Origin of the sequence: Kitasatospora sp. NBC_01560 (assembly GCF_045208415.1) — a bacterium.
Classification (GTDB): Bacteria; Actinomycetota; Actinomycetes; order Streptomycetales; family Streptomycetaceae; genus Kitasatospora.
On the sequence record NZ_CP109364.1, the window covers coordinates 7,819,781 to 7,846,600 of the forward strand.

Below are 26,820 nucleotides of genomic sequence, written 5' to 3' on the forward strand. Positions count from 1 at the left end.
GAAGGGACAGCACGATGCCCGAGATCGCCCAGAGCACGACGAAGAGCGACGGCCTGATCGTCTCGCGGACGGCCATCGCCACCGCCCGCTCCCGTGACGCGCAGGCGTCCGACGGCGGCAGCACCGGCAAGACCGACAGCAACGACTGACCGGGAGCTGCACCTTGACCACCATTGACACGGTGGTCCGTCTGCTGGGCGGGGACTTCCCCGCCCAGCAGTTCGGTCGCACCTACCGCCACTGGAAGGGCGTCGGCGACTTCGCCGACTTGCTCACCTGGGATGACCTGAACGCCATCGTCGCCCGGAATCGTCTGGAGCCGCCCCGGCTGCGACTCTCCGCCGACGGGGACATGATCCCCCAGCACGCCTACACCACCGCGGTGACCACGCGCCGAAACACGATCTGGCACCGCATCGAGCCGTCGAGGATGCACGCGCAGCTCGCGGATGGCGCTTCCCTCGTGCTGGACGCGGCAGACGAAATCCACCCCCGCGTGGGCCAGTTCGCAGAAGCGCTGGAGCGCCACTTCCGGGCCGGGGTGCAGGTCAATGCCTACGCGTCCTGGACGCCCCGCGAGGGCTTCGGCATCCATTGGGACGACCACGACACGGTGGTGGTCCAGCTTGAGGGTGCCAAACGTTGGCGGATCTACGGCCAGACCCGGTCTGACCCGCTGTACCGAGACACCGAGGCGCCCGAGGCCCCGACCGGCGAACCGTTGACGGAACTGGTCCTTCGCGCCGGAGACATGCTCTACATGCCGCGCGGATGGTGGCACGCTGTTGGCGCGGTCGAGGGCCGGTCGCTCCACCTGACGTGCGGGATCAAGTCCACGACGGGCTCCGACCTGATCACCTGGATCGGCGAACGCGTGCGGACCTCGGACACGGTGCGCGCCACCCTGCCGATCCATGCCAGCCCCAGCGATCAGGCCGCCTACTTGGACGTGCTCCGCAAGGAGATCACGGCGGCCCTGCACGACGGGGTGATCCCGGAGTACATGGCGGCCGGCGACGCGATCGACGTTGGCAGGCCGGCACCATCGTTGCCGAACGTCGAGACCATCCCTGCTGACCCGGCGCTGAAGGTCCACTTCACCACAGCTCGGGCGCGCGTCCACACCGACGAGGACGGATTGACCGTCCTCACTGCGGGCGGCGAGGAGTGGAGGCTCGCCAGTCGAGCCATCGGCATGATCACTCCGCTGGTCGAGGGGGAGTCGCTGACGATCGGGGAACTCTCCGACCGCTCCGGCCTCCCGGTTGACCAGGTCGCCGAGCTGCTGACGGCCTTCGTTGCTGAGAACTTCGCGGCGGTGGGTCAGCTGTGACTCCATCCCTGGCCCTGGGTACCCACCTGTGCCGGGATGTCCCTGGGGCGGCGGCGTTTGCCGCCGCCCTCGGGGCCACCTGGATCGACACGGCCCCCAACTACCGGGGCGGCTCGGCGCATCATGATTTGGCGCCCGCGTTGCGCACCCATCCTGACATCTCCGTCTCGACCAAGGTCGGGTTCATCTCCCGGACTGCCGCACTTGAGGCACTGGCGGCGGGAGTAATCACGCCCGCGCAGGCCGAAGAGGGGCACAGCCTGCGCCCCTCCTACGTCCGCTGGCAGACCGAGCGCAGCACCGTCGAACTCGGACGGCACCCGGAGGTCGTGTTTCTGCACAATCCCGAGCGGATCGGAGAGCGGAACACGGTCCTGGCCGCCATCTCGCGCGCCTTCGAGGCACTGGAGGAACTGGTAGCCGCTGGTCTGATCGGGGGGTATGGCGTCGCAACCTGGTCGGGATTCTCAGCCGGGACGTTCACGGTGAACGACCTGGTTGACACCGCCTTCCGGGCGGCTGGCTCGCGCCATCACCTACGAGCGATCCAGCTCCCTGTGTCGCTTGTGGCCCTGGATGCCGCTGTGGAAGCCCTGGACGGACTCGGCCCGATCGGCACCGCAGCAGCAGCCGGTCTGGACGTGTTCGCTTCCTCCCCCCTCCATGGGGGTGATCTGCCCGGCATGATCACCCGCGACTTGGCGGAGCTGATCCGTCCAGGGCTCGAACCACCGGAGGCGGCTCTTCATGTAGTCGCATCAACGCCGGGCATCTCGCGGATACTCCTGGGCACCTCCAACGCGGCACACTGGCAACGGGCCTTCCGAGCCATAGAGTTGCCCCCGATGACCGCTGCCGCCCTCCGGGAGATCCACCGTGTTCTATCCCCCTGATGCCGCCACCACACATCGCATGGTCGCCGCCTGGGAGCACACCCAGGCGGCGACCGGCGGCCTGATCACTCCGGGCCGTGGCTCGCTGTGGGGCTACGAGGGGCGGACCCTGTCCGGCCACGCATCCACCGATACCGGTGAGCGCGTGTGGCTCCGACTGGTCAGCGAGAAGACCGACCGAGCCAACGGCCGACTCTGGGAGGGGCCGGCCGCAGCACAGCAACAGCTCTCGCCCGGCATCCCCCGGCCTGCATTGCGCACCGTCACTCAGTGGGGCAAGGGAGACCACACCTACCGGGCTGAGGTCTACGACCTGCTGACGGAGCAACTGGTCTCGGCGTCCCCGGTCATTGAGGCAGCCCCCGAACTGCCGAACGAATGGTGGGCGAGTCTCCGCAGCGCGATCGACACCCTAGGGACAGCGGACCCTCTCGACCGGGACGCTTGCCGCGAGGTCTACATCCGACGCCGAGTCCCCGAGTTCACCGGAGTCGTCCCCGGCGAGATCCACTGGACAACTGCACACGGTGACCTGCACTGGTCGAACCTCTGCGGTCCGACCTTGGTCATTCTCGACTGGGAGACGTGGGGAAGAGCGCCGGTCGGCTTCGATGCGGCCATGCTGCTAGTGCATTCCCTGCTGGAACCAGCGACAGCTTCGCGGGTGGCTGATGTGTTCGCTGACGTGCTGGACAGTGATGCCGGGCATCTCGCCCAGCTCATTGCCGTGACACAGATTCTCCAGGCCGCCGACCGGACCCCCTTCTACACCGCCCTGGCTCCTGCGGCCCGCAAGCACCTCGATGTTCTGACGGGCCACTGAAGAGGAGACGCCCATTCCGATGCCCGGGAGGAAGGCGATGCCCTGGTGGGAGAGGTTGCGTAACTCGACACCTTGGGATGTCTCCGCAGGTCGGGAACAAGGTATACGGGTGAACCGTTCACCTACACGGCGCAACCGTGCCTCGGGGTGCTGCCCACCGGCGGGTACGACTGCTACCCGGGCCAGCGCCAGCTGCTCGCCCGGTGGGACGGCAGCTACGGGGTGGACGGCACCGCCCAGGACTGGTGGACGACCTACTACGGGGGTCAGGGGCTCTACACCGCGGGCCAGGGCATCCAGGCGGCCGTCGACGCCGGCTCGCTGATCGGGCCGCTCCAGCGGGCGGGGATCCCGGCGGCGGTCCGGACGTACCTGCTGGCCGGCGGCTCGGCCGACATCCCGGGCGTGCTCAACGAGAACCGCGGGCCCAGCGACGGGATCGTCTTCACCCGCAGCGCGCTGGACACCACGGGGGTCGGCACGGTCGGCGGTACGCGGCTGGTCGGCGGTCTGAACCACCTGGAGCTGGCCTGGGCACCCGAGGCGATGGGCCAGGTCGCGGCCTGGCTCGCCTGACCGGCCGGCCCCTGACCCCCGCCGACCTCCGACCACACCCGCCGACCCAACTGATCAACTCGGCAAAGCCGTTGATCAACTCCGCCCCGCCCGGCTGTGACCTGCGCGACAACCGCCCCCGGGGAGTTGTCGCCCCGAGGGCGGCCTGCCTAGCCTGCACGGGACGTCCGCTTCGCGGGCCTCCCCCGTCGGGACGCCGAGTCCTGTCCACCCGACGGCGGGCAACCGAGCACCACAGCGGACGGGAGCGGGGGACCCAGGTCAGTGCCCGGCCCGTGCGCTCCCGCGCGCGGTCCGCGGCTAGGGGTGAAGCCGCTACCCACAGGCGGCCGGGCAACCTCGGCCCGAACCCGACAGCTCACCTCGCAGGCGTCGCAGAGGACACCCCATGCAGAAGCCTGCCCGGCGCACCGCGCCTCGCCATGCCCGCCCCTCCCGCCACCGCCGCAACGCCGCGTTCGGCGTCACCGGCGCGCTCGCCATCAGCGGTGCCGGACTCCTCGGCGTCCCGGCGCTGACCGGGGCCCAGGCGGCCACCGCGCCGACCGTCACCCAGGACAAGCTCGCGCCGGCCGCGATGGTCGCCGGCAAGGCCACGACCGCCTCGCTCACCGTCCACTCCTCGGCCTGCTTCACCGCGAAGACGCTGGGCGTCGGCGTGCGAGACGCAGCCGGCCGCAACCTGGACTTCCCCGGCAACGTCGCCAACGCGCAGATCTGCCCGAGCGGCCTGTCGATCACCACCGGCGCCCGCACCCTGCCGGTCGGCACCTACACCCAGTTCGGCTTCTGGCAGGACTCCGCGGGTGCCTGGCACAACCTGCCCTCGCAGCAGCTCGTGGTGTCCGGCACCGCCGCCACCCCGTCGCCGACGCCCACCCCCACGGCCACCGCGACCCCCACGGCCACCGCGACGCCCACCCCCTCCCCGTCGGCGAGCGCCACCGCGAGCACCCCGGCCACCGGCGCCCCCGTCGCGGGCAAGAAGCTCACCTGGTCCGACGAGTTCAGCGGCCCGATCGCCTACGGCTCCCGCTGGACGGGGGACAAGAGCAGCTCGTACCACTACGGCAACCACAACCCGGACGACAACAAGCTCGACTGGCTGAACAAGAACAACGTCAGCGTCTCCGGCGGCGTCGCCACCTTCACCGCCAAGCCGGGCGCCAACAAGCTGGAGAACGGCAAGCAGTCCTGGGACACCGGGCTGCTCACCACCGAGTACTCCAGCGAGGGCTTCCAGGTGAAGACCGGCGACTACGCCGAGACCCGGGTCAAGCTCCCGGCCGGCACCGGTGCCTGGCCGGCGCTCTGGACGTGGAAGAACGGCAACGGGGAGATCGACTCCTTCGAGTACCACCCCGACAACCCGAACCTGCTGGAGCTGACCAACCACGTCAACCCGGGCCACCTGTACTACACGGACGCCAAGGCGATCGCGAAGGACGGCTGGGTCACCATCGGTACCTCCTACGGCGCCAACTCGGTCGACTGGTACGTCAACGGCACCAAGGTCTACTCGGACGGCAAGGGCGTCGGCGCCAACTGGTCGGCGTACCTGATCCTCAACCTCTCCCTGAGCGCGGGCCAGTACCACGCCGCGCCGCAGGGCACCGCTCCGATCACCTTCGCCGCGGACTACGTCCGCGTCTACCGCTAGGAAGCCACGCGTGGAGGCCGCCCGGACGGGATCCGGGCGGCCTCCACGCGGCTCCGGTGGTCTCCGCTCAGCTCCGGGCGGTTTCCACGACGTGGATCGTGAACGGCTGCCTGTTGTTCGCCTCGTTGCCGTCGTCGTCGCTGCGCACCGCGACGTAGCCGCCGCTCAGGTCGCCGACGGGGACGGTGGCGGCGAGCCGGACCGGGATCAGCGCGGTGGCGGACCGGAACAGCGGCAGCCCCGCGCCGAAGGTGCAGCGCACCCGGTGACCGTTCTGGAACTCGTAGCAGTTCTCCGGGAAGAACGGCCCCTCGGCCGTCACCCCCTCCGGCAGGGTGACCACCACGGTGAACGGCGAGGCGGTCCGGTCGGGCCCGCCGTTGGCGACGAAGGCGTGCACGGTGGTGGTGCCGCCGGGCGAGGTGGCGTCCGGGTCGATCCGGACCACCTCCAGGTCGGAGCTGGAGGTCTTCGGCGCCGGGGCCTCGGCAGCCGGCTCGGCGGCCGGGGCCGGCTCGTCGACCGGGCACGCCATGGCCGTCCCGCCGACCATGGCCACCAGGGCGCACCCCACCGTCAGTGACCTGCCGAGGAAGCTTCGTACGGACGTTCTGCGCGACATAGCCGCTCACCGTGCCCTTGCGTTCCGGCGTCCCGCACCGTCGCGGAGCGCTCCCGCACCCAGCGTGACCGACGGGCCCGCCGGCGCCGCTCCAACCCGCCCTCGGGCCGCCCGAACGGGCGAACCGCGACTTGGGGGCGGATGCCGCGGACCTCCCGTCCGGGCAGGTCCGGTGACGCCGCGTCAGGGAGCCAGGACCTGCCCGAGCCGGTTCGCGATGTGGTGCATCACCGGGACGAGCGCGGCCGCACCGGCCTGCTCCTCCAGTGCCCGGATCCGGGCCTCCGGGCCGGACACCGAGAGCGCCGTCGGCGTGGGCGCGCCCGGTACCGCGAGTGCGATGCAGCGCACCCCGATCTCCTGTTCCTGATCGTCCACCACGTAGCCGCGCTCGCGGGCCTCGGCCAGTTGGCGCAGCAGCTCGTCCGGGTCGGTCACGGTGAATTCGGTGTGCGCGGCCAGCGGGTTGGGCCCGAGCACGGCGCGCGCCTCGGCCTCCGGCAGCTGGGCCAGCAGTGCCTTGCCGACGCCGGTGCAGTGGGGCTGCACCCGGCGGCCGACCTCGGTGAACATCCGCATCGAACGCCGCGACTGCACCTGCCCGACGTAGACCACCTCACCGCCCTCCAGCACGGCCAGGTTGGCCGTCTCGCCGGTGGCCTCCATCAGCTCCGCCAGGTAGGGGCGGGCCCAGCTGCCGAGCAGCCGGCCGGCCGTCTCGCCGAGCCGGATCAGCCGCGGCCCGAGGGTGTAGCGGCGCGCGGTGTCCTGGCGCACATAGCCCTGCTGGACGAGGGTACGAACCAGTCGGTGGATGGTGGGCATCGGCAGTCCGGAGGAGGTGGAGAGCTCGCTGAGCGTCGCCACGCCGCCGGAGTCGGCCAGCGCCTCCAGCAGCTGGAAGGCGCGCTCGACGGACTGGACACCGCCGCTCGCGCGGTCCGTGCCCTTCGTCGATGCTGTGTCGGGGGTCGCGACCACCGGCGTTCCCTTCGCTGTCGGGGGAGGAGTAGAGTCCCTGCGATCACCTCAACAAACCGTTGAAATTCTGTATCGCGGAAACTAGTCTCCACCTTACAGAATCGAAGGCTCCGGTACTCGGGGTTCACCTCGGTTCAGATCAAGGAAGTTCCCACCGGAACTCCCTTCGCCATGCTCAACCGTCTTAGGAGTGTCCTGCTCATGGCTACAGATCAGGGACCCGCCGGCGCCTCCCCCGCCGCTCCGGTCGTCACTGTCGCCGGTCCGCGAGTCCACCGGTCGGAGGAGGTGCTCACTCCGGAGGCGGTCGCCTTCGTCGTCGGCCTCCACCGCACCTTCGAGGACCGTCGGCAGGAGCTCCTGGCCCGCCGCAGGACCCGCCGCGCCGAGATCGCTCGGTCCGGCACCCTGGACTTCCTCCCCGAGACGGCCGCCGTGCGCGAAGGCGACTGGACGGTGGCCGAGGCCCCCCGCGCGCTCCAGGACCGCCGGGTCGAGATCACCGGCCCCACCGACCGCAAGATGGTCATCAACGCACTCAACTCCGGCGCCCGGGTCTGGCTCGCCGACTTCGAGGACGCCACGGCCCCGACCTGGGAGAACGTGGTCAGCGGCCAGGTCAACCTGATCGACGCCTTCGAGGGCCGGATCGACTTCACGTCCTCGGCCGGCAAGGCCTACACCCTGAAGCCCGCCGCCGAACTCGCCACCGTGGTGGTCCGCCCGCGCGGCTGGCACCTGGACGAGAACCACCTGCTGGTGGACGGCCGCCCGGTGGCCGGTGCCTTCCTCGACTTCGGGCTCTACTTCTTCCACAACGCCGCCCGGCTGATCGCCCGCGGCGCCGAGGACCCGAACTCCGGCCCGTACTTCTACCTGCCGAAGACCGAGAGCCACCTTGAGGCCCGGCTCTGGAACGACGTCTTCACCCACGCCCAGGCCGCCCTCGGCATCCCGCACGGGACCATCCGGGCCACCGTGCTGATCGAGACCATCACCGCCGCGTTCGAGATGGAGGAGATCCTCCACGAGCTGCGCGACCACGCGGCCGGGCTCAACGCCGGGCGCTGGGACTACCTGTTCTCGATCGTCAAGAACTTCCGCGACGCCGGCGAGCACTACATCCTGCCGGACCGCAACACCGTCACCATGGCCTCGCCGTTCATGGCCGCCTACACCCGGCTGCTGGTGCAGACCTGCCACCGGCGCGGCGCCCACGCCATCGGCGGCATGGCCGCGTTCATCCCCAGCCGCAAGGACCCCGAGGTCAACGCCGCCGCGCTGGAGAAGGTCAAGGCGGACAAGGACCGCGAGGCCGAGAACGGCTTCGACGGCTCCTGGGTCGCCCACCCGGACCTCGTGCCGGTCGCCCGCGCCTCCTTCGACGCCGTGCTCGGCGACCGCCCGCACCAGAAGGACAACCCCGGCCCGGCCGAGCCGGTCACCGCCGCCCAGCTGCTCGACATCGCCGGCGCCGGCGGCACCTGTACCCACGCGGGGCTGCACAACGCCGTCCAGGTCGGCCTCCGCTACATCGAGGCCTGGTTGCGCGGTCTCGGGGCCGTCGGCATCTTCAACATGATGGAGGACGCCGCCACCGCCGAGATCTCCCGCTCGCAGATCTGGCAGTGGATCCACAACGGCGTCGTCCTCTCCGACACCGGGGAGAAGACCACCGCCGACCTGGTGCGCCGCCTGGTGGCCGAGGAGCTGGCCGCGCTCCGGGCCGAGCTGGGCGACGAGGCCTACGCCGGCGGGCGCTGGCGCGAGGCCGCCAAGCTGTTCGAACAGGTCTCCCTGGCCGAGGAGTTCGCGGACTTCCTGACCCTCCCCGCGCTTCCCCTGCTGGGCTGATCCCAATCTATCCACCGGTGCGGCCGGTGCCGCCTTCCAGGCTGTAGCAGTCCGGCCGCCGCTTTACTCCGTTCCGTACGGCGACGAATCCACCTGTCCTCCCCGTCGCCGTGCGGAACGGTCATTCCCCGAGGAGTCCGCAGTGCCCCGCATCTTCTTCAACGGCCAGGCCATGGTCGGCGGCCCGTTCCACGCCTCCGTCGCCGACGCCCTGATCGGCCCGGCCCGCACCGCGCCCGGCTACCGTTTCTTCTCCATCGACGACGTCTGCCCCGGCCTGCTGCCGGCCCCCGGGACGGACACCGCCGTCGAGGGCGAGCTCTACGACATCACCCTGGAACACCTGCGCGACGTCATCCTCCCCGGTGAGCCGCGGGAGCTGGAGCTCGGCGTGATCGAGCTCGACGACGGCTCCGCCTGCCTCTCGATGCTCCTCGCCCGCGGCGAGGCCGACCGCGGCGTCCACCGCGAGATCACCCAGTACGGCGGCTGGCGCGCCTACCTCGCCACCCTCGGCCGCACGGCCTGACCGGCGCGCACCCCGACGGCACGGCCCGACCGGCGCGCGCCCGGGCGGCGGGCGCCCCGGTCAGGACCGGCCGCCCGCCAGCTCGTCGCCGAGCCGGCTGCGCCGGTAGAGGACGCTGCGGCCGTACCTGCTCCGGTCGAGCAGGCCGGCGGCGGTGAGCGCGCCCAGGTGCCGGCTGACCGCACCCGGGGTGACCCCGAGCCGGTGGGCGAGCTCGGTGGTACTGGCGGGGGTCTCCAGCAGGGCGAGCAGCCTGGCCCGGGGCGCCCCGATCAGCGCGGCCAGCGGTCCGCCCGGTGCGCCGCGGTGGGCGCCGGTCAGGCCCTCGCCCATGGTCGCCCTGCCGCGCGCGGGATAGCAGATCAGCGGCGGCCCCACCTGGGTGATGTCGGTCTGGGCGCCCAGCCCGAACAGCGTCGGAATCAGCACCAGCCCCCGCCCGGCGACGTCCACCGAGGCCCCCACGGCCCGGACCGCCGGATGCGGGTCGTCGAGCCGCAGCACCCCCGCCTGCCAGGAGAGCCGGTCGTCCAGGCCGGCGAAGAGCCCCTCCGCGCCGCGTTCCGAGAGCATCCGGCCCCGGTGGGCGATGTCAGCCTCCAGCACCGAGCGCGCCCGCGGCCACCAGACCGGCGCCAGGCAGCGCGTCCAGTACGCCTCCAGCGCCTCGGCCACCCGCGCGGTGAGCGCCGCCGGATCGTCGACCAGCCGGGCGAGCACCGGTGGCAGCACGCCGCCGTCGCTCCGGTAGGCGGCGATCACGTCGGCCCGCACCACCTCCGCCGGTGTGCGCGCCAGCCGCCCGAGCTCGGTGCTGAAGTCCGGTCGCGGGCCGACCGGACGGGGCGTCAGGAAGTCGGGCACGAAGCCGACCGGCGCGATCAGCGACTCCAGCAGCTCGGTGTCCAGCGTCTCGTAGCGGGACTGCCAGCCGGCGATCCACGCCTGCTGCTCCGGGTAGCGGGCGGCGGACCGGCGGGCCCGCAGGCTCAACACCGTCTCCTGGAGAGGGGAGTGGGCGAACCACGTGGTGGCGAGGTCGTCGACCCCGAGGCGGAATTCGAACATTGACCGTAACGGTAAAAGAATTCCGCCGTCCCGGGAACCCCGCTGTGCTTCTGACATGACCTCCACCGTGGTGCGTGCCGCTGCTGTCGGCCGCCTTCTGCCGGACGACCCGCTCCTGCGCAGGCTCGTCCTGATGAGCCTGGTGAACACCGTCGGCAACGGGCTCTTCGTCACGGTCAGCGTGCTCTTCTTCACCCGCTCCATCGGTCTGACGCCCGGTCGGGTCGCGCTCGGCCTCACGGTGGCCGGCGTCTGCGGGGTGCTGGCCGGCGTGCCGATGGGGCGGCTGGCGGACCGGGTCGGCAGCAAGCGGCTGCTGCTCGTGGTCGGACCGCTGGAGGCCGCGGCCGTGCTCGGCTACGCGTTCGTGCACTCCTTCGCCGCGTTCGTGGCGCTGGCCTGCGCGGCGACGGTGCTGGAGCGCGGTGCGGTGGCGGTGCGCAGCGCGCTGATCGCCCGGGTGCTGCCCGCCGAGGGCCAGGTCCGGGCCCGGGCCCTGCTGCGGTCGGTGATGAACGCCGGCCTGGTGGTCGGCGCCGGCGGTGCGGCGCTCGCCCTGCAGTCCGACTCGTACGCGGGGTACGTGACCGTGCTGGCCCTGGACGCGGCGAGCTTCCTGGGGGCGGCGGCCCTGCTGGCGGGCCTGCCCGTCCCGGAGGGGAAGGCCGGTGCGGCGGACGCCGCGGGCGGCCGGGGCGAGCGGCGGACGGCGCTGCGGGACGGCCGGTACCTGCTGGTCACCGGGCTGCACGCGGTACTGGAGCTCCAGCTCGCGGTGCTGACGGTGGGTCTCCCGCTCTGGATCGTGCTCGCCACGGACGCGCCGGCGGCGCTGGTGGCCGCGGTGGACGTGGTCAACTGCCTGCTGGTGGTGCTGTTCCAGGTCCGGGCGAGCCGCGGGGTGACGGGGCCGGCGTCGGCGGCGCGGGCGTGTGCGCGGGGCGGGCTGCTGCTGGCCCTGGCCTGCGCGGCGTACGCGGCGGCGCCGTTCGGGCCGGCGGTGGTGGCGGCCGGGGTGGTCCTGGCGGGCGCGCTGGTGCACAGCCTCGGTGAGCTGCTGACCTCGGCCGGCGGCTGGACGCTCAGCCTGGACCTGGCCGACCCGCGGGCGCACGGCGAGTACCAGGGCGTGTTCATGAGCGGGCAGGCCGCCGCGCACGTGATCGGCCCGCTGGTGATCACCGTGACGGCCGTCGACCACGGCGGTGCCGGCTGGGTGGTGCTGGCGGGGCTGTTCGCGCTCGCCGGTGCGGCCCTGCCGGCGGCCGTCCGGGGTGCGGTGCGCGCCGGGTAGTCGTCCGGGCCCGCGCCCCACGGGGGTGGGAGCGGGCCCGGGCGGCCGCGCGACGCGTACGGCACGGGCACGCCACAGTCCCGGACCCTCGCCGTGGGTCCGGGACTGTGGTCCACCGGCCGCCTCCGGGAGGAGGAGGCCGGCGGAGTCCGGTGGCGCACCGTCCCTGGGCGCCCCGGAGTCAGGGGGGATCAGACGGGCCGGGCGGCCAGCTCCCGGGCGGCGCGGGCGCAGGCCTGGGCGATCCGGTCCTCGTTGACGGTGGTCAGCTCGCCCTTCTCGACCACGGCGTTGCCGTTGACGAACAGCGCGGCCAGCGGCGGCAGCGCGCCGAGGGTGAGGGCGGCGACCGGGTCGGCGATCGAGGAGTGCATGATGCCGTCGATCTTCCAGAGCGCGAGGTCCGCGAGCTTGCCGACCTCGATGGAGCCGATCTCGTTCTGCCGGCCGAGCACCCGGGCGCCGCCCATGGTGCCCAGGCGCAGCGCCTGGCGGCCGGTGAGGGCGGTCGGGTAGCCGTGCAGGCGGTTGATCAGCAGCGCGTTGCGCAGCTCGGTGCCGAGCTCGCCGGACTCGTTGGAGGCGGTGCCGTCCACGCCGAGGCCGACGGGGACGCCGGCCTTCAGCATGTCGGGGACGCGGGCGATGCCGGCGGCCAGACGGGCGTTGGAGGACGGGCAGTGCGCGACACCGGTGCCGGTCTCGGCGAACTTGGCGATGTCGGAGTCGTTCATGTGGACGCAGTGCGCCATCCACACGTCCTCACCGAGCCAGCCCAGCGACTCGAAGTAGTCGGTCGGGCCCATCCCGAACAGCTCCTTGCAGAACGCCTCCTCCTCGGCGGTCTCGGAGCCGTGGGTGTGCAGGCGCACGCCGAGCCGGCGGGCCAGTACGGCGGACTCGCGCATCAGCTCGGTGGAGACCGAGAAGGGCGAACAGGGCGCCAGGGCGATCTGCAGCATGGAGTCGGCCGAGGCGTCGTGGTACCTGTTCACGGCCTCCTCGGAGGCGATCAGGATGTCCTCGGTCTTCTCGACCGCGTGGTCCGGCGGCAGGCCGCCGTCCTTCTTGCTGCGGTCCATCGAGCCGCGCAGCGCGGTGAAGCGCATGCCGAGCTCCTGGACGGCCTCGATCTCGGCGCCGAGGATGTCGCCGCCGTCCTTGGGGAACACGTAGTGGTGGTCCGAGGCGGTCGTGCAGCCGGACTTGAGCAGTGCGGCGGCGGAGCCCTGGGCGGCCGCGTGCACGAGCTTGTCGTCGATCCGGGCCCAGGTCGGGTAGAGGGCGACCAGCCAGTCGAAGAGGATGTTGTCCTGGGCGAGGCCGCGGGTGATCCACTGGTAGAAGTGGTGGTGGGTGTTGACCAGGCCGGGGGTGACGAGGTGGCCCTCGCCGTTGATCCGGCGTACGACGTTGTCCAGCCACTGCGGGGCGGGGCCGTTGCCGACCGACTCGATCCTGTTGCCGAGGATGACCACGTGGCCGCGGGCGTGCTCGGTGTCGTTGGCGTCGACCGTCGCGATCGCGACGTTCTCGATCACGATCCGCTGGTCGGCGGGCGGAGGCTGGACTGCCATGGGGAACTCCTATGGGGGAGGCCGGGCGGGCATGGGAGGCATGCCCGCCCGGTGGGTCAGGACGGTGTCGCCGTCGGCACCGTCGTGCCGGACGCCCCGTCGGCCGGCGACCGGCGGGCTGTTCCGACGTGGTGGAAGAGCAGGTTGAGCAGGACGGCCATCACGCAGCCGGCCGAGATCCCGGAGTGCATCAGGGTGCGGACGGCCTCCGGGAACGAGTCGTAGAAGGCCGGGACGGCGATCGGGATGATGCCGACGCCGAGCGAGACCGACACCAGGATGGTGTTCGAGCTGGACTCCATGCCGGCCTCCGCGAGGGTCCGGATGCCACTGGCCGCGACCGTGCCGAAGAGGACGATGCCGGCGCCGCCCAGGACGGGCTGCGGCACCAGGGAGACGACCGACCCGAGCACCGGGAAGAGCCCGAGCAGGATCAGGATGCCTCCGCCGGCCGCGACCACGAAGCGGCTGCGGATCTTCGTCAGCGCCACCAGCCCGATGTTCTGGGCGAAGGCGCTGGCGGCGAAGCCGTTGAAGACCGGGCTGAGCGCGGTGGCCAGTCCGTCGGCCCGCAGGCCGGCGGCGAGCACGGGCTCGTCGGCCTCGCGGTCGACGATCTTGCCGAGCGCGAGCATGTCGGCGGTGGACTCGGTCATCGAGACCACCATGACGATGCAGAGCGAGGCGATCGCCGCGACGTCGAAGATCGGCGCGCCGAAGTGGAACGGGGAGGGGAGCGCGAAGACCTTCGCGTCCTGGACCGTGCCGAAGTCGGCCAGGCCCAGCGGGAAGGCGAGCAGGGTGCCGATCGCCAGTCCGATGAGCAGGGAGAGCTGCTGCCAGAAGCCGCGCAGCAGCCGGTTGCAGAGCACCACCGCGACGAGGGTGATCGCGGCGAGGCCGATGGCCCGCATGGAGCCGAATCCGGGGGCGCCCGGCGAGCCGCCGCGCGCCCAGTTCACCGCCACCGGGAGCAGGGACACCCCGATGAGGGTGATCACGGTGCCCTGGACGACCGGCGGGAAGAACCTGATCAGTTTGCAGAAGTACGGTGCCGCGAGGAAGCACAGGATCCCCGCGACGATCACCGCTCCGAAGATCACCGGGAGGGCGTCCTTCGGACCGTGCTCCTTGGCTATGGCGATCATGGGCGCGACGCCCGCGAACGAGACGCCGTTCACGAACGGCAGCCGCGCGCCGATCTTCCAGAAGCCGAGGGTCTGGAGCAGGGTGGCCAGTCCGGCGGTGAACAGGCTGGCCGAGATGAGCAGGGCGAGTTCGGCGGGGGAGAGCCCCACGCCGGCACCGACGATGAGCGGGGGAGCGACGACTCCCGCGTACATCGCGGCGACGTGCTGGAGTCCGGTGGAGATGAGCTTCACCGGTGGCAGCAACTCGTCCACGGGGTGGACTTCCGGCCCGGACGGTGTGCCGGGGAGGCCGTTTGGTGCGCCGCCCGGGCCAGAAGGTCTTGCAGGGGTGGAGCCGCCGTCTGTGGTACTCGTGTTGCTGGGTGCCATGTCGAGCCCCTCTTGTGCCCGTGGCTCACGGCGCGCCCGTTGCGCTGGAGACTGGCTGGTGCTGCCCTGGCCGAGGGCGGGACGGCGGTGCAAGGATCCCTCGGCCGGCCTCTCCAGCACCCCGGGCCGGCCGCCGGGAGGCGAGCACGATCTCCGGTGGGTGGGGGTGGAGAAACAGATGGTGCAGGTGCAGGTGCAGGTACTGGTCTTGCGGGAACCGCACCCCGGGCTGGTGCCGGGGTCCGTGCTGCCCGTCCGGGATCGGCCGGCCGCGAGGGGCCGGAGGGTGCGACGAGACCGGACGGTGTTCATGGGGGAGGTCAGGCGACCGGGATCACCGGTACCACGCCGTCGCGGTGCACGGTGCCCTCGATCAGGCCGTACATGCGGTCCGCGGCGTAGTACACCTCGTTCTCGTTCTTGAGGCCGAACGGTTCGAGGTCGACGAGGAAGTGGTGCTTGTTGGGCAGCTCCAGGCGGACTTCGTCCACCTCGGAGCGGTTGTTCAGGACGCGGGTGCCCATCGCGTGCAGGGTCTGCTGCAGCGAGTACGAGTAGGTCTCGGCGAAGGCCTCCAGCATGTGCCGCTTCACGTGGGCGTAGGAGCGGTTCCAGTTGGGCTGGGCCTCACCGTCGCGGCCGCTGAAGCCGTACTTCCAGCGCGCCGTGACCTGGGTGGCGAGGATGCGGTCGTACGCCTCCTGCAGGGTGGTGTACTTGTCCTTGATGTAGCCCCAGAACTCCGAGTTGGTGGAGTTCATCACGACGAGGTCCTTGAGGCCCGAGATGACCTGGACGGTCTCGCCGTCGTAGACGATCTCGGTGGTGCGGGTCTCCTGGCCGTTGCGGACGAAGGAGTGGCCGACCTCCTCGGAGCCGATGAAGCGCGCCGAGCTGTCCGGCGTCCTGATCCGGTCCCAGGTGTACTCCTCGATGCGGATGCGGGCGCTGTGCACCACGCCCCGCTCGGTGTCGTCGACGAAGTGGCGCGCCAGGAGGATCCCGAACGCCTCCGCCGACTCGATGCCGTACTCCTTGGCGAAGGCGTACACGGTGTTCTTGGTGGTGTCGGTGGGCAGGCAGTTGGCGTTCGAGCCGGTGAGGTGGACGTCGTCGAACTCGCCGCGGAGGGCGACCGAGACATTCAGGTCCTTGATCTCGTGACGGGTCGAGTCACGGTAGATCCGGACGATGCGGTTCTCCGCCTTGCCGTACTGGTTCTGACCGAGCACGTGGGCCATGACATGGCTCCCAATCAATCAAGCGGTCTAGCTTCCGCGGTAGACCGAGTATCCGAACGGGTTGAGCAGCAACGGCACGTGGTAGTGGTGCTGCGCGGGCGCGACCGTGAAGACGATCGAGACCTCGGGGAAGAACGGCTTCTCGTCCGACGCCGCGGCGTAGTAGGCCGCCGTGTCGAACAGGAGCCGGACGACCGAGCCCGCCTCCACGGCCGGCAGGTCCTTGGCCCGGCCGTCGGAGTCCGTGGCGGAGGTGCCGAGCACCTTCCAGCCACCCTCGGTGTGCAGTGCGAGCTCGACCGGGACGCCCTCGGCCGGGCGGCCGAGGCTGGTGTCGAGCACGTGGGTGGAGATGCCAGTCATGGGTGAAGTGACCTTACTGATGGCAGAGTTGACGATACGTCAGCGAGGCCCGAGAAGGGATCAGGCTTCGTCGATCAGACGGTTGATCCGAATGTCGTTGATCTTGCGCAACTCGCCCCGGACGATCTCCGCCTCGGCGGCGGCGTCGTTGGGGTAGCGCTCGCGCAGGGCGGCGAGCATGGTGTCCGCGGTGCGGCCGGTCGCGCAGATCAGGAACACATGGCCGAACTTGGCCTCGTAGGCGGCGTTGGCCTCGTGCAGTTCGTCGAGGAGTGCGGTGTCGACTCCCCTGATGCCGGCCTGCTCGCGCTCGGAGGTGGCGTCGCCCGCCTTGGGCGTGCCGATCCGGGCGTGGCCGGTCATCGCGTCGTGCAGGTCGGCGGCCGCGAGGCCGGCCATGGCCGACGCGTTGGCGTCGAGCAGGGCCGTGCGGTCGGACCAGGGCCGGGCCGCCGCGACGGCGTCGGCCCAACGGGGGCTGGAGCAGACCTCCAGCAGGATCGCCTTCAGCTCGGCGGCGTCGGCCGCCGCCAGGGCGTCAAGGGCGTGGGGGTGGTTGGTCACGGGTGGACCTCCTGAAGAGTGGTGCCACCCGCACAAGCTAGATCCACCCAACCGGGCCGTCAACACTTTGTTGAACGGTTGGTGGTTACGTTTTGAACAGGTCCCGGTGAGCGGCCCGTTTCGTGTGCGATGAGACAAGTGTGCCCCGCCGGGGGCTCGTGAAGACTGGCCGGGCCGACGGGGTTCACCCGAATGCACCCGGACGCCCCGCACGGGGCGGCCGGTCGTACCGGGCCGGACTCAGCCGGACTTCGAGCCGTCCTGGCGGTTGAGGTAGTTGTACACGGTGAAGCGGCTGACGCCGAGCGCCGTGGCGACGGTCTCCACCCCGTGGCGGACGGTGAAGGCGCCGCGCTCCTCCAGCAGGGCGACGACCCGCTGTTTCTCCAGGCGGTCCAGTTCGGCCAGTGGCCGGCCGTCGAACTGGCGGGTCATCTCGGCCAGCAGGCGGTCCAGCGCACTGCTCAGGTGCGGCAGCCGGACGGCCAGGGCCGGGGTGCCCTCCCACTCCAGGACGACGTCCTCGGCCTTCGCCTCGTCCAGTGGGACGGGCGTCGCGCCGACGGCGGCGAGCAGCGGCTTTATCGCCGCGGCGAGCGGGTGTTCGAGGTGCTCGGTCACGGTGCACCGCCCTCCTCTCCGAGGACGCTGACCTGTACGGAGATCCGGGTCGCCCCGGCGTCCAGGGTCTCCCGGAGCAGCTTGGTCACCGCGGCCAGGACCTGTTCGGCCTCGCCCTCGGCGCCGGTGCCGAACGGGCCGACCGCGACGGCGAGGCCGGCCTCGTCGACCACCTTCCGGGCCGCCGCGGCGTGCTCGGGGAACGTGTCCAGTTCGAACGGTTCTGTCGTGAACTCCACCATCAATCGCACCCGCTCACTCTAGCGAGCGGCGGCGGGCGGGGTCGGGGCTGGTCGATCGAACAGTGGTCGGGCTCCGGACCGAGGGGTTTCGGTCTGCTTCAACAAATTGTTGCGGCAGTCTTGACACCCGCTCGATGCGGCGGACATGCTTCCACCAAGCAGAATCCCTCTTCCGGATCGTGGAAGTTGCGGATGTCGGAAGAGAGATGCGAGGTGATTGACGTGACTGCCGCTTCCAAGCACAGCTACACGGTCAACCTGTCGATCCTGTTCGGTGAGCTCCCGCTCCTGGAGCGCCCGGCCGCGGCCGCCGCCGCCGGTTTCACCGCCGCCGAGCTCTGGTGGCCCTTCGGCGCCGAGCACGCCCCGTCGCAGGCCGAGCAGGACGCGCTCCGCAAGGCCTTCACCGACGCCGGCGTGCAGCTCACCGGCCTCAACTTCCTGGACGACCTGACCAAGGGCGCCCGCGGTACCGTCTCCGTACCGGCAGAGCAGGAGCGCTTCCGGGCCAACGTCCCGGTCGCCGCGGAGCTCGCCGGCTCGCTCGGCACCAAGGCGCTGAACGCCCTCTACGGCAACCGGGTCGAGGGCGTCGACCCGGCCGAGCAGGACGCGCTCGCACTGGAGCACCTCGTGCTCGCCGCGAAGGCCGCCCACGAGATCGGCGCGGTCCTGCTGATCGAGGCGCTGAACCGGCCCGAGTCCCCGGACTACCCGCTGGTCTCCGCCGCCGCCGCCGTCGAGGTGGTCGACAAGGTGAACGCCGCGACCGGCCTCGGCAACGCGAAGTTCCTCTGCGACCTCTACCACCTGGCCATGAACGGCGAGGACCTGGCCGCCGTCATCGACACCTACGCGGACCGCTTCGGCCACGTGCAGATCGCCGACAACCCCGGCCGCAACGAGCCGGGCACCGGCGGGCTCGACTTCGAGGACCTCTTCGCGCGGCTGACCGCCGCCGGCTACACCGGCCGGATCGGCCTGGAGTACCGCCCCTCCACCGGCGTCAGCGCCGACAGCTTCGAGTGGCTGCCGCGCGAGCACCGCGCCGCGAAGTAAGCCCTCGCCACCCTCACCCCACCACGTACAAAGGAACGACGCGATGAGCCGCAAGATCGCCTTCATCGGCCTCGGCATCATGGGCAGCCCGATGGCCGCCAACCTGGTCAAGGCCGGCCACCACGTCACCGGCTTCAACCTCACCCAGCCGCAGATCGACGCCCTGGTCGCGGCCGGCGGCCACGGCGCCGCCAGCATCGCGGACGCGGTGAAGGACGCCGAGGTCGTCATCACGATGGTCCCGGCCGACCCGCACGTCGAGCAGGCCATCCTGGGCGAGGGCGGTGTGCTGGAGAACGTCGCCGCCGGCACCCTGGTGATCGACATGTCGAGCATCACCCCGCAGACCTCGATCAAGGTCGAGGCCGCGGCCAAGGCGAAGGGCGTCCGCACCCTGGACGCCCCCGTCTCCGGCGGCGAGGCCGGCGCGGTCGAGGCAGTGCTGTCGATCATGGTCGGTGGCGACGCCGCCGACTTCGCCGAGGCGAAGCCGCTGTTCGACGTGCTCGGCACCACCGTGGTCCACGTCGGCCCGGCCGGCGCCGGCCAGACCGTCAAGGCCGCCAACCAGCTGATCGTCGCCGTCAACATCCAGGTGCTGGCCGAGGCCGTGGTGTTCCTGGAGAACGCGGGCGTCGACCTCGCCGCGGCGCTGGACGTGCTCGGCGGCGGCCTGGCCGGCTCGACCGTGCTCAACCGCAAGAAGGCCAACATGCTGGGCCGCGAGTTCGCCCCGGGCTTCCGGATCGACCTGCACCACAAGGACATGGGCATCGTCACCGACGCCGCCCGCGCCGTCGGTGCCGCCCTGCCGGTCGGCGCCGTGGTGGCCCAGCTGGTCGCCTCGGCCCGTGCCAACGGTGACGGCTCCCTCGACCACTCGGCGCTGCTGCGCGGCGTCGAGCGGCTGTCCGGCCGCGAGGTCAAGTAGCACCGCGCGGCCGCGTCCCGCACGCGGCCGCGCCCCCGCCCGGGGGTCGTGAGATCCCCGGGCCCACCGACTCCTCCTGGTGGCGTGTACCTATCCGGTCGTGCCCGCGCCACCAGGAGGGCAGACCCGATCGGCAGGCGGGCTGGGGCTCATCCGCCTCCTGCCGATCGACCAAGCCGGTGACGCGCACGTCCCTTTCGGGGGCACTTCGGTCGTGCTGGTGCGCGTCGCCCGGCCCCCTCCCTCGCCGAGGGGAGCCTCTCGTACGTCGGAAGCGGGACGAGGGGAACGGCGGGGAGGGGGTCGCACCCCGGCCCCTGCGGCGGCCGCCCGCCCGGGACGACACCGGAACGGCCGCGGCCCATGCTTGACGAACCATCGCCAGACCCGTCCGGAAGTGAGGCCCACGCCATGCCCGCCACCCCCACTCAGGGCCATGTGGTCGTAGCTCCCGACAAGTTCAAGGGCACCCTGGAGGGTGCCGAGGTCGCCGCGCGGATCGCCGCCGGCATCCGCCGCGTCGCGCCCGGCACCGAGGTCCGCGAACTGCCCGTCGCCGACGGCGGCGAGGGCACCCTGGCCGCCGCGCTGGCGGCCGGCTTCACCCGGATCCCGGCCAAGGTGGCCGGCCCCACCGGCCTCCCGGTGGACGCCGCGCTCGCCGTCCGGGGCGACACCGCCGTGGTCGAGCTGGCGCAGTCCTCCGGGCTGGCCCGCCTCCCCGGCGGCCGGACCGCCCCGCTCGCGGCCGGCTCGTACGGGGTCGGCCAGCTGATCGGCCGCGCGGTCGGTCTGGGCGCCAAGCGGATCGTGCTCGGCCTCGGCGGCAGCGCCTGCACCGACGGCGGGGCGGGCATGGTCCAGGCGCTCGGCGTCTCGCTGCTGGACGCCGACGGCACCGAGCTGCCGCCGGGCGGCGCCGCGCTGCGCCGGCTGGACCGGATCGACCTCGGCCCGTTGGCCGACGCCCTCACCGGGGTGGAGGTCGTGGTGGCCTGCGACGTGGACAACCCGCTGCTCGGCCCGCGCGGCGCGACCGCCGTCTACGGCCCGCAGAAGGGCGCCGACGGCGACGACCTGCTGGTGCTGGAGGAGGGCCTGGCCCGCTTCGCCGACAAGGTCGGCGAGGCCGCCGGGCGGGACTTCCGCGACGCCCCCGGCGCCGGGGCCGCGGGCGGGGTGGGCTTCGCCGCCCTCGCCCTGCTCGGCGCCACCATGCGACCCGGCATCGAGCTGATGCTCGAACTGCTGGGTTTCGACGAGGCCGTGCGTGGGGCACGCCTCGTCGTGACCGGTGAGGGCTGCCTGGACGCTCAGACGCTCCACGGCAAGGCACCCGCCGGCGTTGCCGCGGCGGCCACCCGGGCGGGGGTTCGGGTGGCCGCTGTGGCAGGAAGGCTGGAGCTCTCGGAGCGCGAGTGGCGGGCGGCCGGGTTCACCGCCGCCTACGCCCTCACCGACCTGGCCGAACAGCCCGGGGACTCGATGACCCGGGCGGCGGAGCTGGCCGAGGTCGCGGGGGAGCGGCTCGCCGCGGCCCTGCTGACCGGGTGAGCCGGCCGGCGGCCCGCACCACGGCACCCTCGTAGCTTTCTCCATTGACGTTTTGTTGAAGGCGGCCCTAGGCTCCGGGCAATCCTTCGACGTACCCCACTTCTCTTCTTCAGGCCTCGGAGGTCCCCCATGCCCTTCAGCGAGACTGCGGTGATCCGCTCCCGCCGGGTGGTTCTGCCGGACGGCGAGCGTCCCGCGGACGTGCTGATCCGGGACGGGCGGATCGAGCAGATCGCCGCGCACGGCTCCCTCCTGGCCGGCGACCAGCATCTGACCGACCTCGGTGACACCGTCCTGCTCCCCGGCCTGGTCGACACCCACGTGCACGTCAACGAGCCCGGCCGCACCGAGTGGGAGGGCTTCGCCACCGCCACCCGGGCGGCCGCCGCCGGCGGCGTCACCACCGTCATCGACATGCCGCTCAACTCCATCCCGCCCACCACCACGGTGGCCGGCCTGGAGGCCAAGCGGAAGACCGCCGACGGCCAGGCCTGGGTCGACCTCGGCTTCTGGGGCGGCGCCGTCCCCGGCAACGTCCCCGACCTCGAACCCCTGCACCGGGCGGGCGTGTTCGGCTTCAAGAGCTTCCTCGCACCGTCCGGCGTGGACGAGTTCCCGCACGTCGAGCAGGAGGACCTTGAGGCCGCCCTGGCCGAGCAGGCCCGGCTCGGCGCGCTGGCCATCATCCACGCCGAGGACCCGGCGGTGCTCGCCGCGGCCCCGCAGCAACCCGGTGTCCACTACCGGGACTTCCTCGCCTCACGGCCGGCCGGCGCGGAGACCGCCGCCGTCGCCCGGCTGCTGGACGCCGCGCGCCGCACCGGCGCCCGGGTGCACATCCTGCACGTCTCCTCCGCCGCCGTGCTGCCGCTGCTGCGCCAGGCCCGCGAGGACGGCGTCCGGGTGACGGCCGAGACCTGTCCGCACTACCTCACCCTCGCGGCCGAGGAGGTGCCGGACGGCGACACCGCCTTCAAGTGCTGCCCGCCGATCCGCGACGAGGCCAACCGGGACGCCCTCTGGGCGGCCCTGGCGGACGGCGAGTTCATCGCGATCGTCTCCGACCACTCGCCGTCCACCCCGGACCTCAAGCTGCTGCCGGAGTTCGGCGGCAGCGGTGACTTCGCCCAGGCCTGGGGCGGCATCGCCTCCCTGCAGCTCGGCCTGCCGGCGATCTGGACGGAGGCCCGGCGCCGCGGCCACACCCTCTCCGACGTGGTCCGCTGGATGGCCGGGGGCCCGGCCGAGCTGGCCGGCCTCACCGGCACCAAGGGCGCCGTCGCCGTCGGCCACGACGCCGACCTGGTCGCCTTCGACCCGGACGCCGACTTCGCGGTGCACGCGGCCGAACTGCACCACCGCAACCCCGTCACCCCGTACGCGGGCCGCACGCTGACCGGCGTCGTGCGCACCACCTGGCTGCGCGGCCGGGTCGTCGACGTCACCGCCGAACCGTTCGGCCGCCAGATCACCCGCCCGGCCGCCCGGCCGGCCACGCGCTCCGAGGAGTCTCAGTGAGTACCGTCAACACCCCGAGCGCTCCGTTCACCGAGCTGGTCAACCTGGCCTCCCGGCTGCTCGGCGCCGGCGTCGTCGCCACCAACGAGGACACCTTCGCCGACGCGGAGAACCTGCTCGTCGCCAAGCCCGCGGAGTTCCGCGCGCACACCTTCGGCCACAAGGGCCAGATCATGGACGGCTGGGAGTCCAAGCGCCGCCGCGGCGTCTCGGCCGAGCAGCCGCACCCCACCGACGAGGACCACGACTGGACGATCGTCCGGCTCGGCGTCGGCGGCGTCGTCCGCGGGCTGGTCGTCGACACCGCCCACTTCACCGGCAACTACCCGGAGAGCGCCTCCGTCGAGGCCGCCGCCGTCCCCGGGCACCCCTCGCCGGAGGAGCTGGCCGGCGCCCAGTGGGTCGAACTGCTGCCGCGCACCCCGCTCCAGGGCGACACCGCGCACGAGTTCGCCGTCGACAACGCGACCCGCTTCACCCACGTACGCCTCAACATCTACCCCGACGGCGGGGTGGCCCGGCTCCGCGTGCACGGCGAGGTGCTGCCCGACCCGCGCGAGCTGGACGGCCTCACCTTCGACCTGGCCGCCCAGGAGTACGGCGGCGTGGCCGAGGCGGCGTCCGACCGCTACTTCTCCTCCCCGCACAACCTGAACGCTCCCGGTCGCGCCTCCGTCATGGGCGAGGGCTGGGAGACCCGGCGTCGGCGCGACAAGGCCAACGACTGGGTGCAGATCGCCCTGGCCGGGGGCGGCGAGGTCCTGGCAGCCGAGGTGGACACCACCCACTTCGTCGCCAACGCCCCCGGCTGGGCCGACCTGACCGGATACGACGCCTCGCAGGGCGGCGACCCGTCCGAGGACGGTGCCGGCTGGTTCGGGATCCTGCCGCGCACCCGCCTCCAGCCCGACACCCGGCACCGCTTCCGGCTCGACGTCGGCCGCCCGGTGACCCACGTGCGGATCAACGTGTACCCGGACGGCGGCCTCGCCCGGCTCCGCCTCGCCGGCCGGCTGACCGAGGCCGGCCGCGCCGCCCTCGCGCTGCGCTGGTTCGACGCCGTCCCGGCCGCCGAGGCCGCCGCCGCGCTCACCGAGGCCGGCCTCGACCCCGCGGAGGCCGCCGAGCTGGTCGCCGCCCGCCCGCTGGCCGACCAGGCCACCGCCGCCTCCGCCGTCGCCGCGCTCCGGCCCGCGGACGGCCCGGACGGCGAGCACTCCTCCCGCCGCCGCTCCGCCGTCTGGCGCCTGCTCGGCATCTGAGCCGCCGCGCTGGACCTGAGCCGTCGTCACCTCCCTCTCCACGCACTGCCTTTATCGACACCCGAAGGACCCTCCATGTCCAAGATCCTGACCACGGAGTCCGGCGCGCCCATCGCCGACAACCAGAACTCGGCGTCGGCCGGCGAGTACGGCCCGCTGCTCATCCAGGACCAGCAGCTCCTGGAGAAGCTGGCGCGGTTCAACCGCGAGCGCATCCCGGAGCGCGTCGTGCACGCCCGCGGCTCCGGCGCGTACGGCTACTTCGAGGTGACCGACGAGGTCTCGCAGTACACCAAGGCCGCCTTCCTCTCCGAGGTCGGCAAGCGCACCGAGCTGTTCCTGCGGTTCTCCACCGTGGCCGGCAACCTCGGCTCCAGCGACGCCGTCCGCGACCCGCGCGGCTTCGCGCTGAAGTTCTACACCGAGGAGGGCAACTACGACCTCGTCGGCAACAACACCCCGGTGTTCTTCATCAAGGACCCGATCAAGTTCCCCGACTTCATCCACTCGCAGAAGCGCGACCCGTTCACCGGCGTCCAGGAAGCCGACAACGTCTGGGACTTCTGGGCCCACTCGCCGGCCTCCACCCACCAGATCACCTGGCTGTTCGGCGACCGCGGCATCCCGGCCTCCTACCGCCACATGAACGGCTACGGCTCGCACACCTACCAGTGGGTCAACGAGCAGGGCGACGCGTACTGGGTGAAGTACCACTTCAAGACCAACCAGGGCATCCGCTCGCTGGACGGCGAGCAGTCCGCCGAGGTGCTCGGCGCCGACGCCGACTCGCACCAGCGCGACCTGCACCAGGCCATCGAGCGCGGCGTCTTCCCGTCCTGGACCCTCTACGTCCAGCTGATGCCCGTCGCCGAGGCCGCGGACTACCGCTTCAACCCCTTCGACCTCACCAAGGTCTGGCCGCACGCCGACTACCCGCTGGTCAAGGTCGGCCGCCTGGTGCTGAACCGCAACCCCGAGAACGTCTTCGCCGACGTCGAGCAGTCCGCGTTCTCGCCGAACAACTTCGTGCCCGGCATCGGCGCCTCCCCGGACAAGATGCTCCAGGGCCGCCTGTTCGCCTACGCGGACGCCCAGCGCTACCGCCTCGGCGTCAACCACACCCTGCTCTCGGTGAACGCCCCGCGCGCCACCGAGGCCAACAACTACGGGCGGGACGGCTTCGCCGCCGTCAACAAGTCCGGCCGCGGCAAGAACTACGAGCCCAACTCGTACGACGGCCCGGTCCAGACGGACAGCGCGCCGGCCGCGCCGGTCCGGCTGGAGGGCCACACCGGCACCTACACCACGCCGGAGCACACCAAGGACGACGACTTCTACCAGGCCGGTGAGCTCTACCGGCTGATGTCGGCCGGCGAGAAGAGCCGTCTGATCGACAACATCGCGGGCTTCCTGGCGCAGGTCACGCGCGACGACATCGTCGAGAAGAACCTCGCCCACTTCCACGCCGCCGACGAGGAGTACGGCGCGCGCCTGGAGGCGGCCGTCGGCAAGCTCCGTGCGGGCGACGAGAGCTGACCCTCCCCACCGGACCCGCCGGACCCGCCGGACCCACCGGACCCACCGGACCCGCCGGACCCACCGGTCCTCGTGGTCCCACCTGAACCACCTGAACCACCCTCACCGGCCGCCGGGGCCCGCACCCCGGCGGCCGCGAGCGGGCTCCTCCCCCCAGGGCAGTGGGGGAGGGGCCCGTCTGTCGTTCGGGGGCCTCCGGCGGCCCGGGGGCCCGGGCCCGCCACTGTCCAGTGTCTTCACCAAAAATCCGCGGACGGCAACTGCCGGGCCCTCGGGGTGGATAGGCTGGAGGATGCCCCCGGATCGCTCCGCGGGCGGACATCGGAAGGGGACGACATGTCGACACCAGCCCCGGGTCGTCACGCCGCACCGGACTACGGCCAGCCCGGTCCGTTCACCTCCTTGCAGCACGCCCTGAGACTGCTGGAGGCCGTCGACCGGCACCCCGGCGGCGCCACCCTGGTCGCCCTCGCCAGGGAGACGTCCCTGAGCCTGCCGACGGTTCGCCGGCTCGCCGAGATCCTGGAGATCGAGGGGTACCTCCAGTGCCAGGACGGCGGGTGGCTGCTCGGCGGCACCTTCGCGCTGCTCGGCCAGCACAACCGGGAGCAGCTGGTGCGCGCCCGGCTGAACCGCAAACTCGCCGAACTCCGCGACGAGTTGGGTGCGGCCGTCTACTTCACCCGGTACCACGAAGGCGAGTTGTCGGTGGAGGCGGTCGCCGCCGCCGACCACGCGCCCGCGGTGCAGGAGTGGGTGGACTTCCGGGCCACCGCGCACGCGAGCGCGATCGGCAAGTGCCTGCTGAGCCAGCTGGACCACGACGCCCGCCGGGACCACCTGTCCCGGCACCCGGTGGCGCGGCTCACCTCGCGCACCGTCACCGACGCCGACCAGCTGATGCACCGTCTGGAGCGCCAGCCGGCCACCGTGCCGGTGCTGGACATCCAGGAGTACGCGCTCGGCACCGTCTGCGCCGCCGTGCCGGTGACGGCGGGCAGCACGGTCGGCTGCCTGGCCACCTCGATGCCGGTGGGCAACGTGCACCGGCTGAAGGCGGCCGCCGAGCTGCTGGCCGCCCGTGCCGCGCCGCTGATGCTGGCCATGGCGGTCTGACCGGCTCCGGCCGCACCGCGCACCGCCCCGCCGACCCCCGCCCGGGGATCCGGCGGGGCTTCTGCGTTTCCGGGGGTGTCCCG

At 72.1% G+C, this 26,820-nt stretch carries 26 protein-coding genes and 1 riboswitch; of the genes, 16 read left to right on the top strand and 10 right to left on the bottom strand.

The window, feature by feature from the left end; genetic code table 11:
- The first annotated feature begins 14 nt into the window (after positions 1-14).
- The 6 genes from OH807_RS33875 (at position 15) to OH807_RS33900 (ending at position 5,285) form a co-directional block, all read left to right on the top strand.
- On the top strand, positions 15-149 hold the full coding sequence (locus OH807_RS33875; RefSeq protein WP_406206925.1) for a hypothetical protein: 135 nt from the start codon (positions 15-17) through the stop codon (positions 147-149).
- Between the two features lie 14 nt (positions 150-163).
- Positions 164-1,333, top strand: coding sequence for a cupin domain-containing protein (locus tag OH807_RS33880; protein WP_406206928.1), 1,170 nt, complete (start codon positions 164-166; stop codon positions 1,331-1,333).
- Complete coding sequence (locus tag OH807_RS33885; protein WP_406206931.1) at positions 1,330-2,226, top strand: aldo/keto reductase; 897 nt, start codon at positions 1,330-1,332, stop codon at positions 2,224-2,226. The genes OH807_RS33880 and OH807_RS33885 overlap by 4 nt, the downstream gene beginning before the upstream one ends.
- Positions 2,227-2,245: 19 nt before the next feature.
- Positions 2,246-3,049 carry a hypothetical protein gene (locus tag OH807_RS33890; RefSeq protein ID WP_406206933.1) on the top strand — a complete coding sequence of 268 codons (804 nt, stop codon included), beginning with the start codon at positions 2,246-2,248 and terminating at the stop codon, positions 3,047-3,049.
- A 147-nt stretch (positions 3,050-3,196) separates the two neighbouring features.
- On the top strand, positions 3,197-3,625 hold the full coding sequence (locus tag OH807_RS33895; protein WP_406206936.1) for a hypothetical protein: 429 nt from the start codon (positions 3,197-3,199) through the stop codon (positions 3,623-3,625).
- A 220-nt stretch (positions 3,626-3,845) separates the two neighbouring features.
- Positions 3,846-4,012, top strand: a riboswitch (cyclic di-AMP (ydaO/yuaA leader).
- 1 nt (position 4,013) lies between these two features.
- Positions 4,014-5,285, top strand: a complete 1,272-nt coding sequence (locus OH807_RS33900) for a hypothetical protein (RefSeq protein WP_406206938.1) — start codon at positions 4,014-4,016, stop codon at positions 5,283-5,285.
- A gap of 67 nt (positions 5,286-5,352) precedes the next feature.
- Here OH807_RS33900 and OH807_RS33905 read toward each other — a convergent pair whose 3' ends face one another.
- On the bottom strand, positions 5,353-5,907 hold the full coding sequence (locus tag OH807_RS33905; RefSeq protein ID WP_406206941.1) for a hypothetical protein: 555 nt from the start codon (positions 5,905-5,907) through the stop codon (positions 5,353-5,355).
- Between the two features lie 183 nt (positions 5,908-6,090).
- Positions 6,091-6,888, bottom strand: a complete 798-nt coding sequence (locus tag OH807_RS33910) for an IclR family transcriptional regulator (protein WP_406206944.1) — start codon at positions 6,886-6,888, stop codon at positions 6,091-6,093.
- Between the two features lie 201 nt (positions 6,889-7,089).
- On the opposite strand from OH807_RS33910, the gene aceB reads away from it, so the two are divergent.
- Positions 7,090-8,742 carry a malate synthase A gene (gene aceB, locus OH807_RS33915; RefSeq protein ID WP_406206947.1) on the top strand — a complete coding sequence of 551 codons (1,653 nt, stop codon included), beginning with the start codon at positions 7,090-7,092 and terminating at the stop codon, positions 8,740-8,742.
- 142 nt (positions 8,743-8,884) lie between these two features.
- The gene (locus OH807_RS33920; RefSeq protein WP_406206949.1) at positions 8,885-9,271 is read left to right on the top strand and encodes a gamma-glutamylcyclotransferase; all 387 of its coding nucleotides are present in this window, start codon (positions 8,885-8,887) and stop codon (positions 9,269-9,271) included.
- A 60-nt stretch (positions 9,272-9,331) separates the two neighbouring features.
- Here the strand turns inward: OH807_RS33920 and OH807_RS33925 are convergent, their stop codons facing one another.
- The gene (locus tag OH807_RS33925) at positions 9,332-10,339 is read right to left on the bottom strand and encodes a helix-turn-helix domain-containing protein (protein WP_406206952.1); all 1,008 of its coding nucleotides are present in this window, start codon (positions 10,337-10,339) and stop codon (positions 9,332-9,334) included.
- Between the two features lie 55 nt (positions 10,340-10,394).
- Between OH807_RS33925 and OH807_RS33930 the strand changes: the two genes are divergently transcribed.
- On the top strand, positions 10,395-11,633 hold the full coding sequence (locus OH807_RS33930; RefSeq protein WP_406206955.1) for an MFS transporter: 1,239 nt from the start codon (positions 10,395-10,397) through the stop codon (positions 11,631-11,633).
- Between the two features lie 191 nt (positions 11,634-11,824).
- On the opposite strand, the gene OH807_RS33935 is transcribed toward OH807_RS33930, so the two are convergent.
- The 7 genes from OH807_RS33935 to OH807_RS33965 form a co-directional block, all read right to left on the bottom strand.
- The gene (locus OH807_RS33935; protein ID WP_406206958.1) at positions 11,825-13,210 is read right to left on the bottom strand and encodes an 8-oxoguanine deaminase; all 1,386 of its coding nucleotides are present in this window, start codon (positions 13,208-13,210) and stop codon (positions 11,825-11,827) included.
- 56 nt (positions 13,211-13,266) lie between these two features.
- Entirely contained in the window at positions 13,267-14,730 is a 1,464-nt protein-coding gene (locus tag OH807_RS33940; RefSeq protein ID WP_406206961.1) for a nucleobase:cation symporter-2 family protein, read from the bottom strand.
- Between the two features lie 320 nt (positions 14,731-15,050).
- Complete coding sequence (pucL, locus tag OH807_RS33945) at positions 15,051-15,971, bottom strand: factor-independent urate hydroxylase (protein WP_406206964.1); 921 nt, start codon at positions 15,969-15,971, stop codon at positions 15,051-15,053.
- Positions 15,972-15,998: 27 nt separating this feature from the next.
- Positions 15,999-16,334, bottom strand: coding sequence for a hydroxyisourate hydrolase (uraH, locus tag OH807_RS33950; protein WP_406206967.1), 336 nt, complete (start codon positions 16,332-16,334; stop codon positions 15,999-16,001).
- A gap of 60 nt (positions 16,335-16,394) precedes the next feature.
- On the bottom strand, positions 16,395-16,898 hold the full coding sequence (uraD, locus tag OH807_RS33955) for a 2-oxo-4-hydroxy-4-carboxy-5-ureidoimidazoline decarboxylase (RefSeq protein ID WP_406206970.1): 504 nt from the start codon (positions 16,896-16,898) through the stop codon (positions 16,395-16,397).
- A 240-nt stretch (positions 16,899-17,138) separates the two neighbouring features.
- Complete coding sequence (locus OH807_RS33960) at positions 17,139-17,519, bottom strand: helix-turn-helix domain-containing protein (protein ID WP_406206973.1); 381 nt, start codon at positions 17,517-17,519, stop codon at positions 17,139-17,141.
- Positions 17,516-17,761, bottom strand: a complete 246-nt coding sequence (locus OH807_RS33965) for a thiamine-binding protein (RefSeq protein ID WP_406211337.1) — start codon at positions 17,759-17,761, stop codon at positions 17,516-17,518. The genes OH807_RS33960 and OH807_RS33965 overlap by 4 nt, the downstream gene beginning before the upstream one ends.
- A 192-nt stretch (positions 17,762-17,953) precedes the next feature.
- On the opposite strand from OH807_RS33965, the gene OH807_RS33970 reads away from it, so the two are divergent.
- The 7 genes from OH807_RS33970 to OH807_RS34000 all read left to right on the top strand — a co-directional run bounded on the left by OH807_RS33970 (position 17,954) and on the right by OH807_RS34000 (position 26,737).
- Complete coding sequence (locus OH807_RS33970) at positions 17,954-18,820, top strand: TIM barrel protein (RefSeq protein WP_406206974.1); 867 nt, start codon at positions 17,954-17,956, stop codon at positions 18,818-18,820.
- Positions 18,821-18,863: 43 nt separating this feature from the next.
- On the top strand, positions 18,864-19,751 hold the full coding sequence (locus OH807_RS33975; RefSeq protein ID WP_406206977.1) for a 2-hydroxy-3-oxopropionate reductase: 888 nt from the start codon (positions 18,864-18,866) through the stop codon (positions 19,749-19,751).
- A 411-nt stretch (positions 19,752-20,162) separates the two neighbouring features.
- Positions 20,163-21,305: a glycerate kinase gene (locus tag OH807_RS33980; protein ID WP_406206980.1), complete on the top strand. Its 1,143-nt coding sequence runs from the start codon at positions 20,163-20,165 to the stop codon at positions 21,303-21,305.
- A 129-nt stretch (positions 21,306-21,434) separates the two neighbouring features.
- Positions 21,435-22,823: an allantoinase AllB gene (allB, locus tag OH807_RS33985; RefSeq protein WP_406206983.1), complete on the top strand. Its 1,389-nt coding sequence runs from the start codon at positions 21,435-21,437 to the stop codon at positions 22,821-22,823.
- A complete protein-coding gene (gene alc / locus OH807_RS33990) occupies positions 22,820-24,085 on the top strand; it encodes an allantoicase (protein WP_406206984.1) in 1,266 nt (421 codons plus the stop codon). Before allB ends, alc begins: the two co-directional genes overlap by 4 nt.
- A 75-nt stretch (positions 24,086-24,160) precedes the next feature.
- Positions 24,161-25,621, top strand: a complete 1,461-nt coding sequence (locus tag OH807_RS33995; protein ID WP_406206987.1) for a catalase — start codon at positions 24,161-24,163, stop codon at positions 25,619-25,621.
- Between the two features lie 336 nt (positions 25,622-25,957).
- Positions 25,958-26,737 (top strand): IclR family transcriptional regulator, encoded by a 780-nt coding sequence (locus tag OH807_RS34000; protein WP_406206990.1) that lies wholly within the window; start codon positions 25,958-25,960, stop codon positions 26,735-26,737.
- Positions 26,738-26,820: the final 83 nt, after the last annotated feature.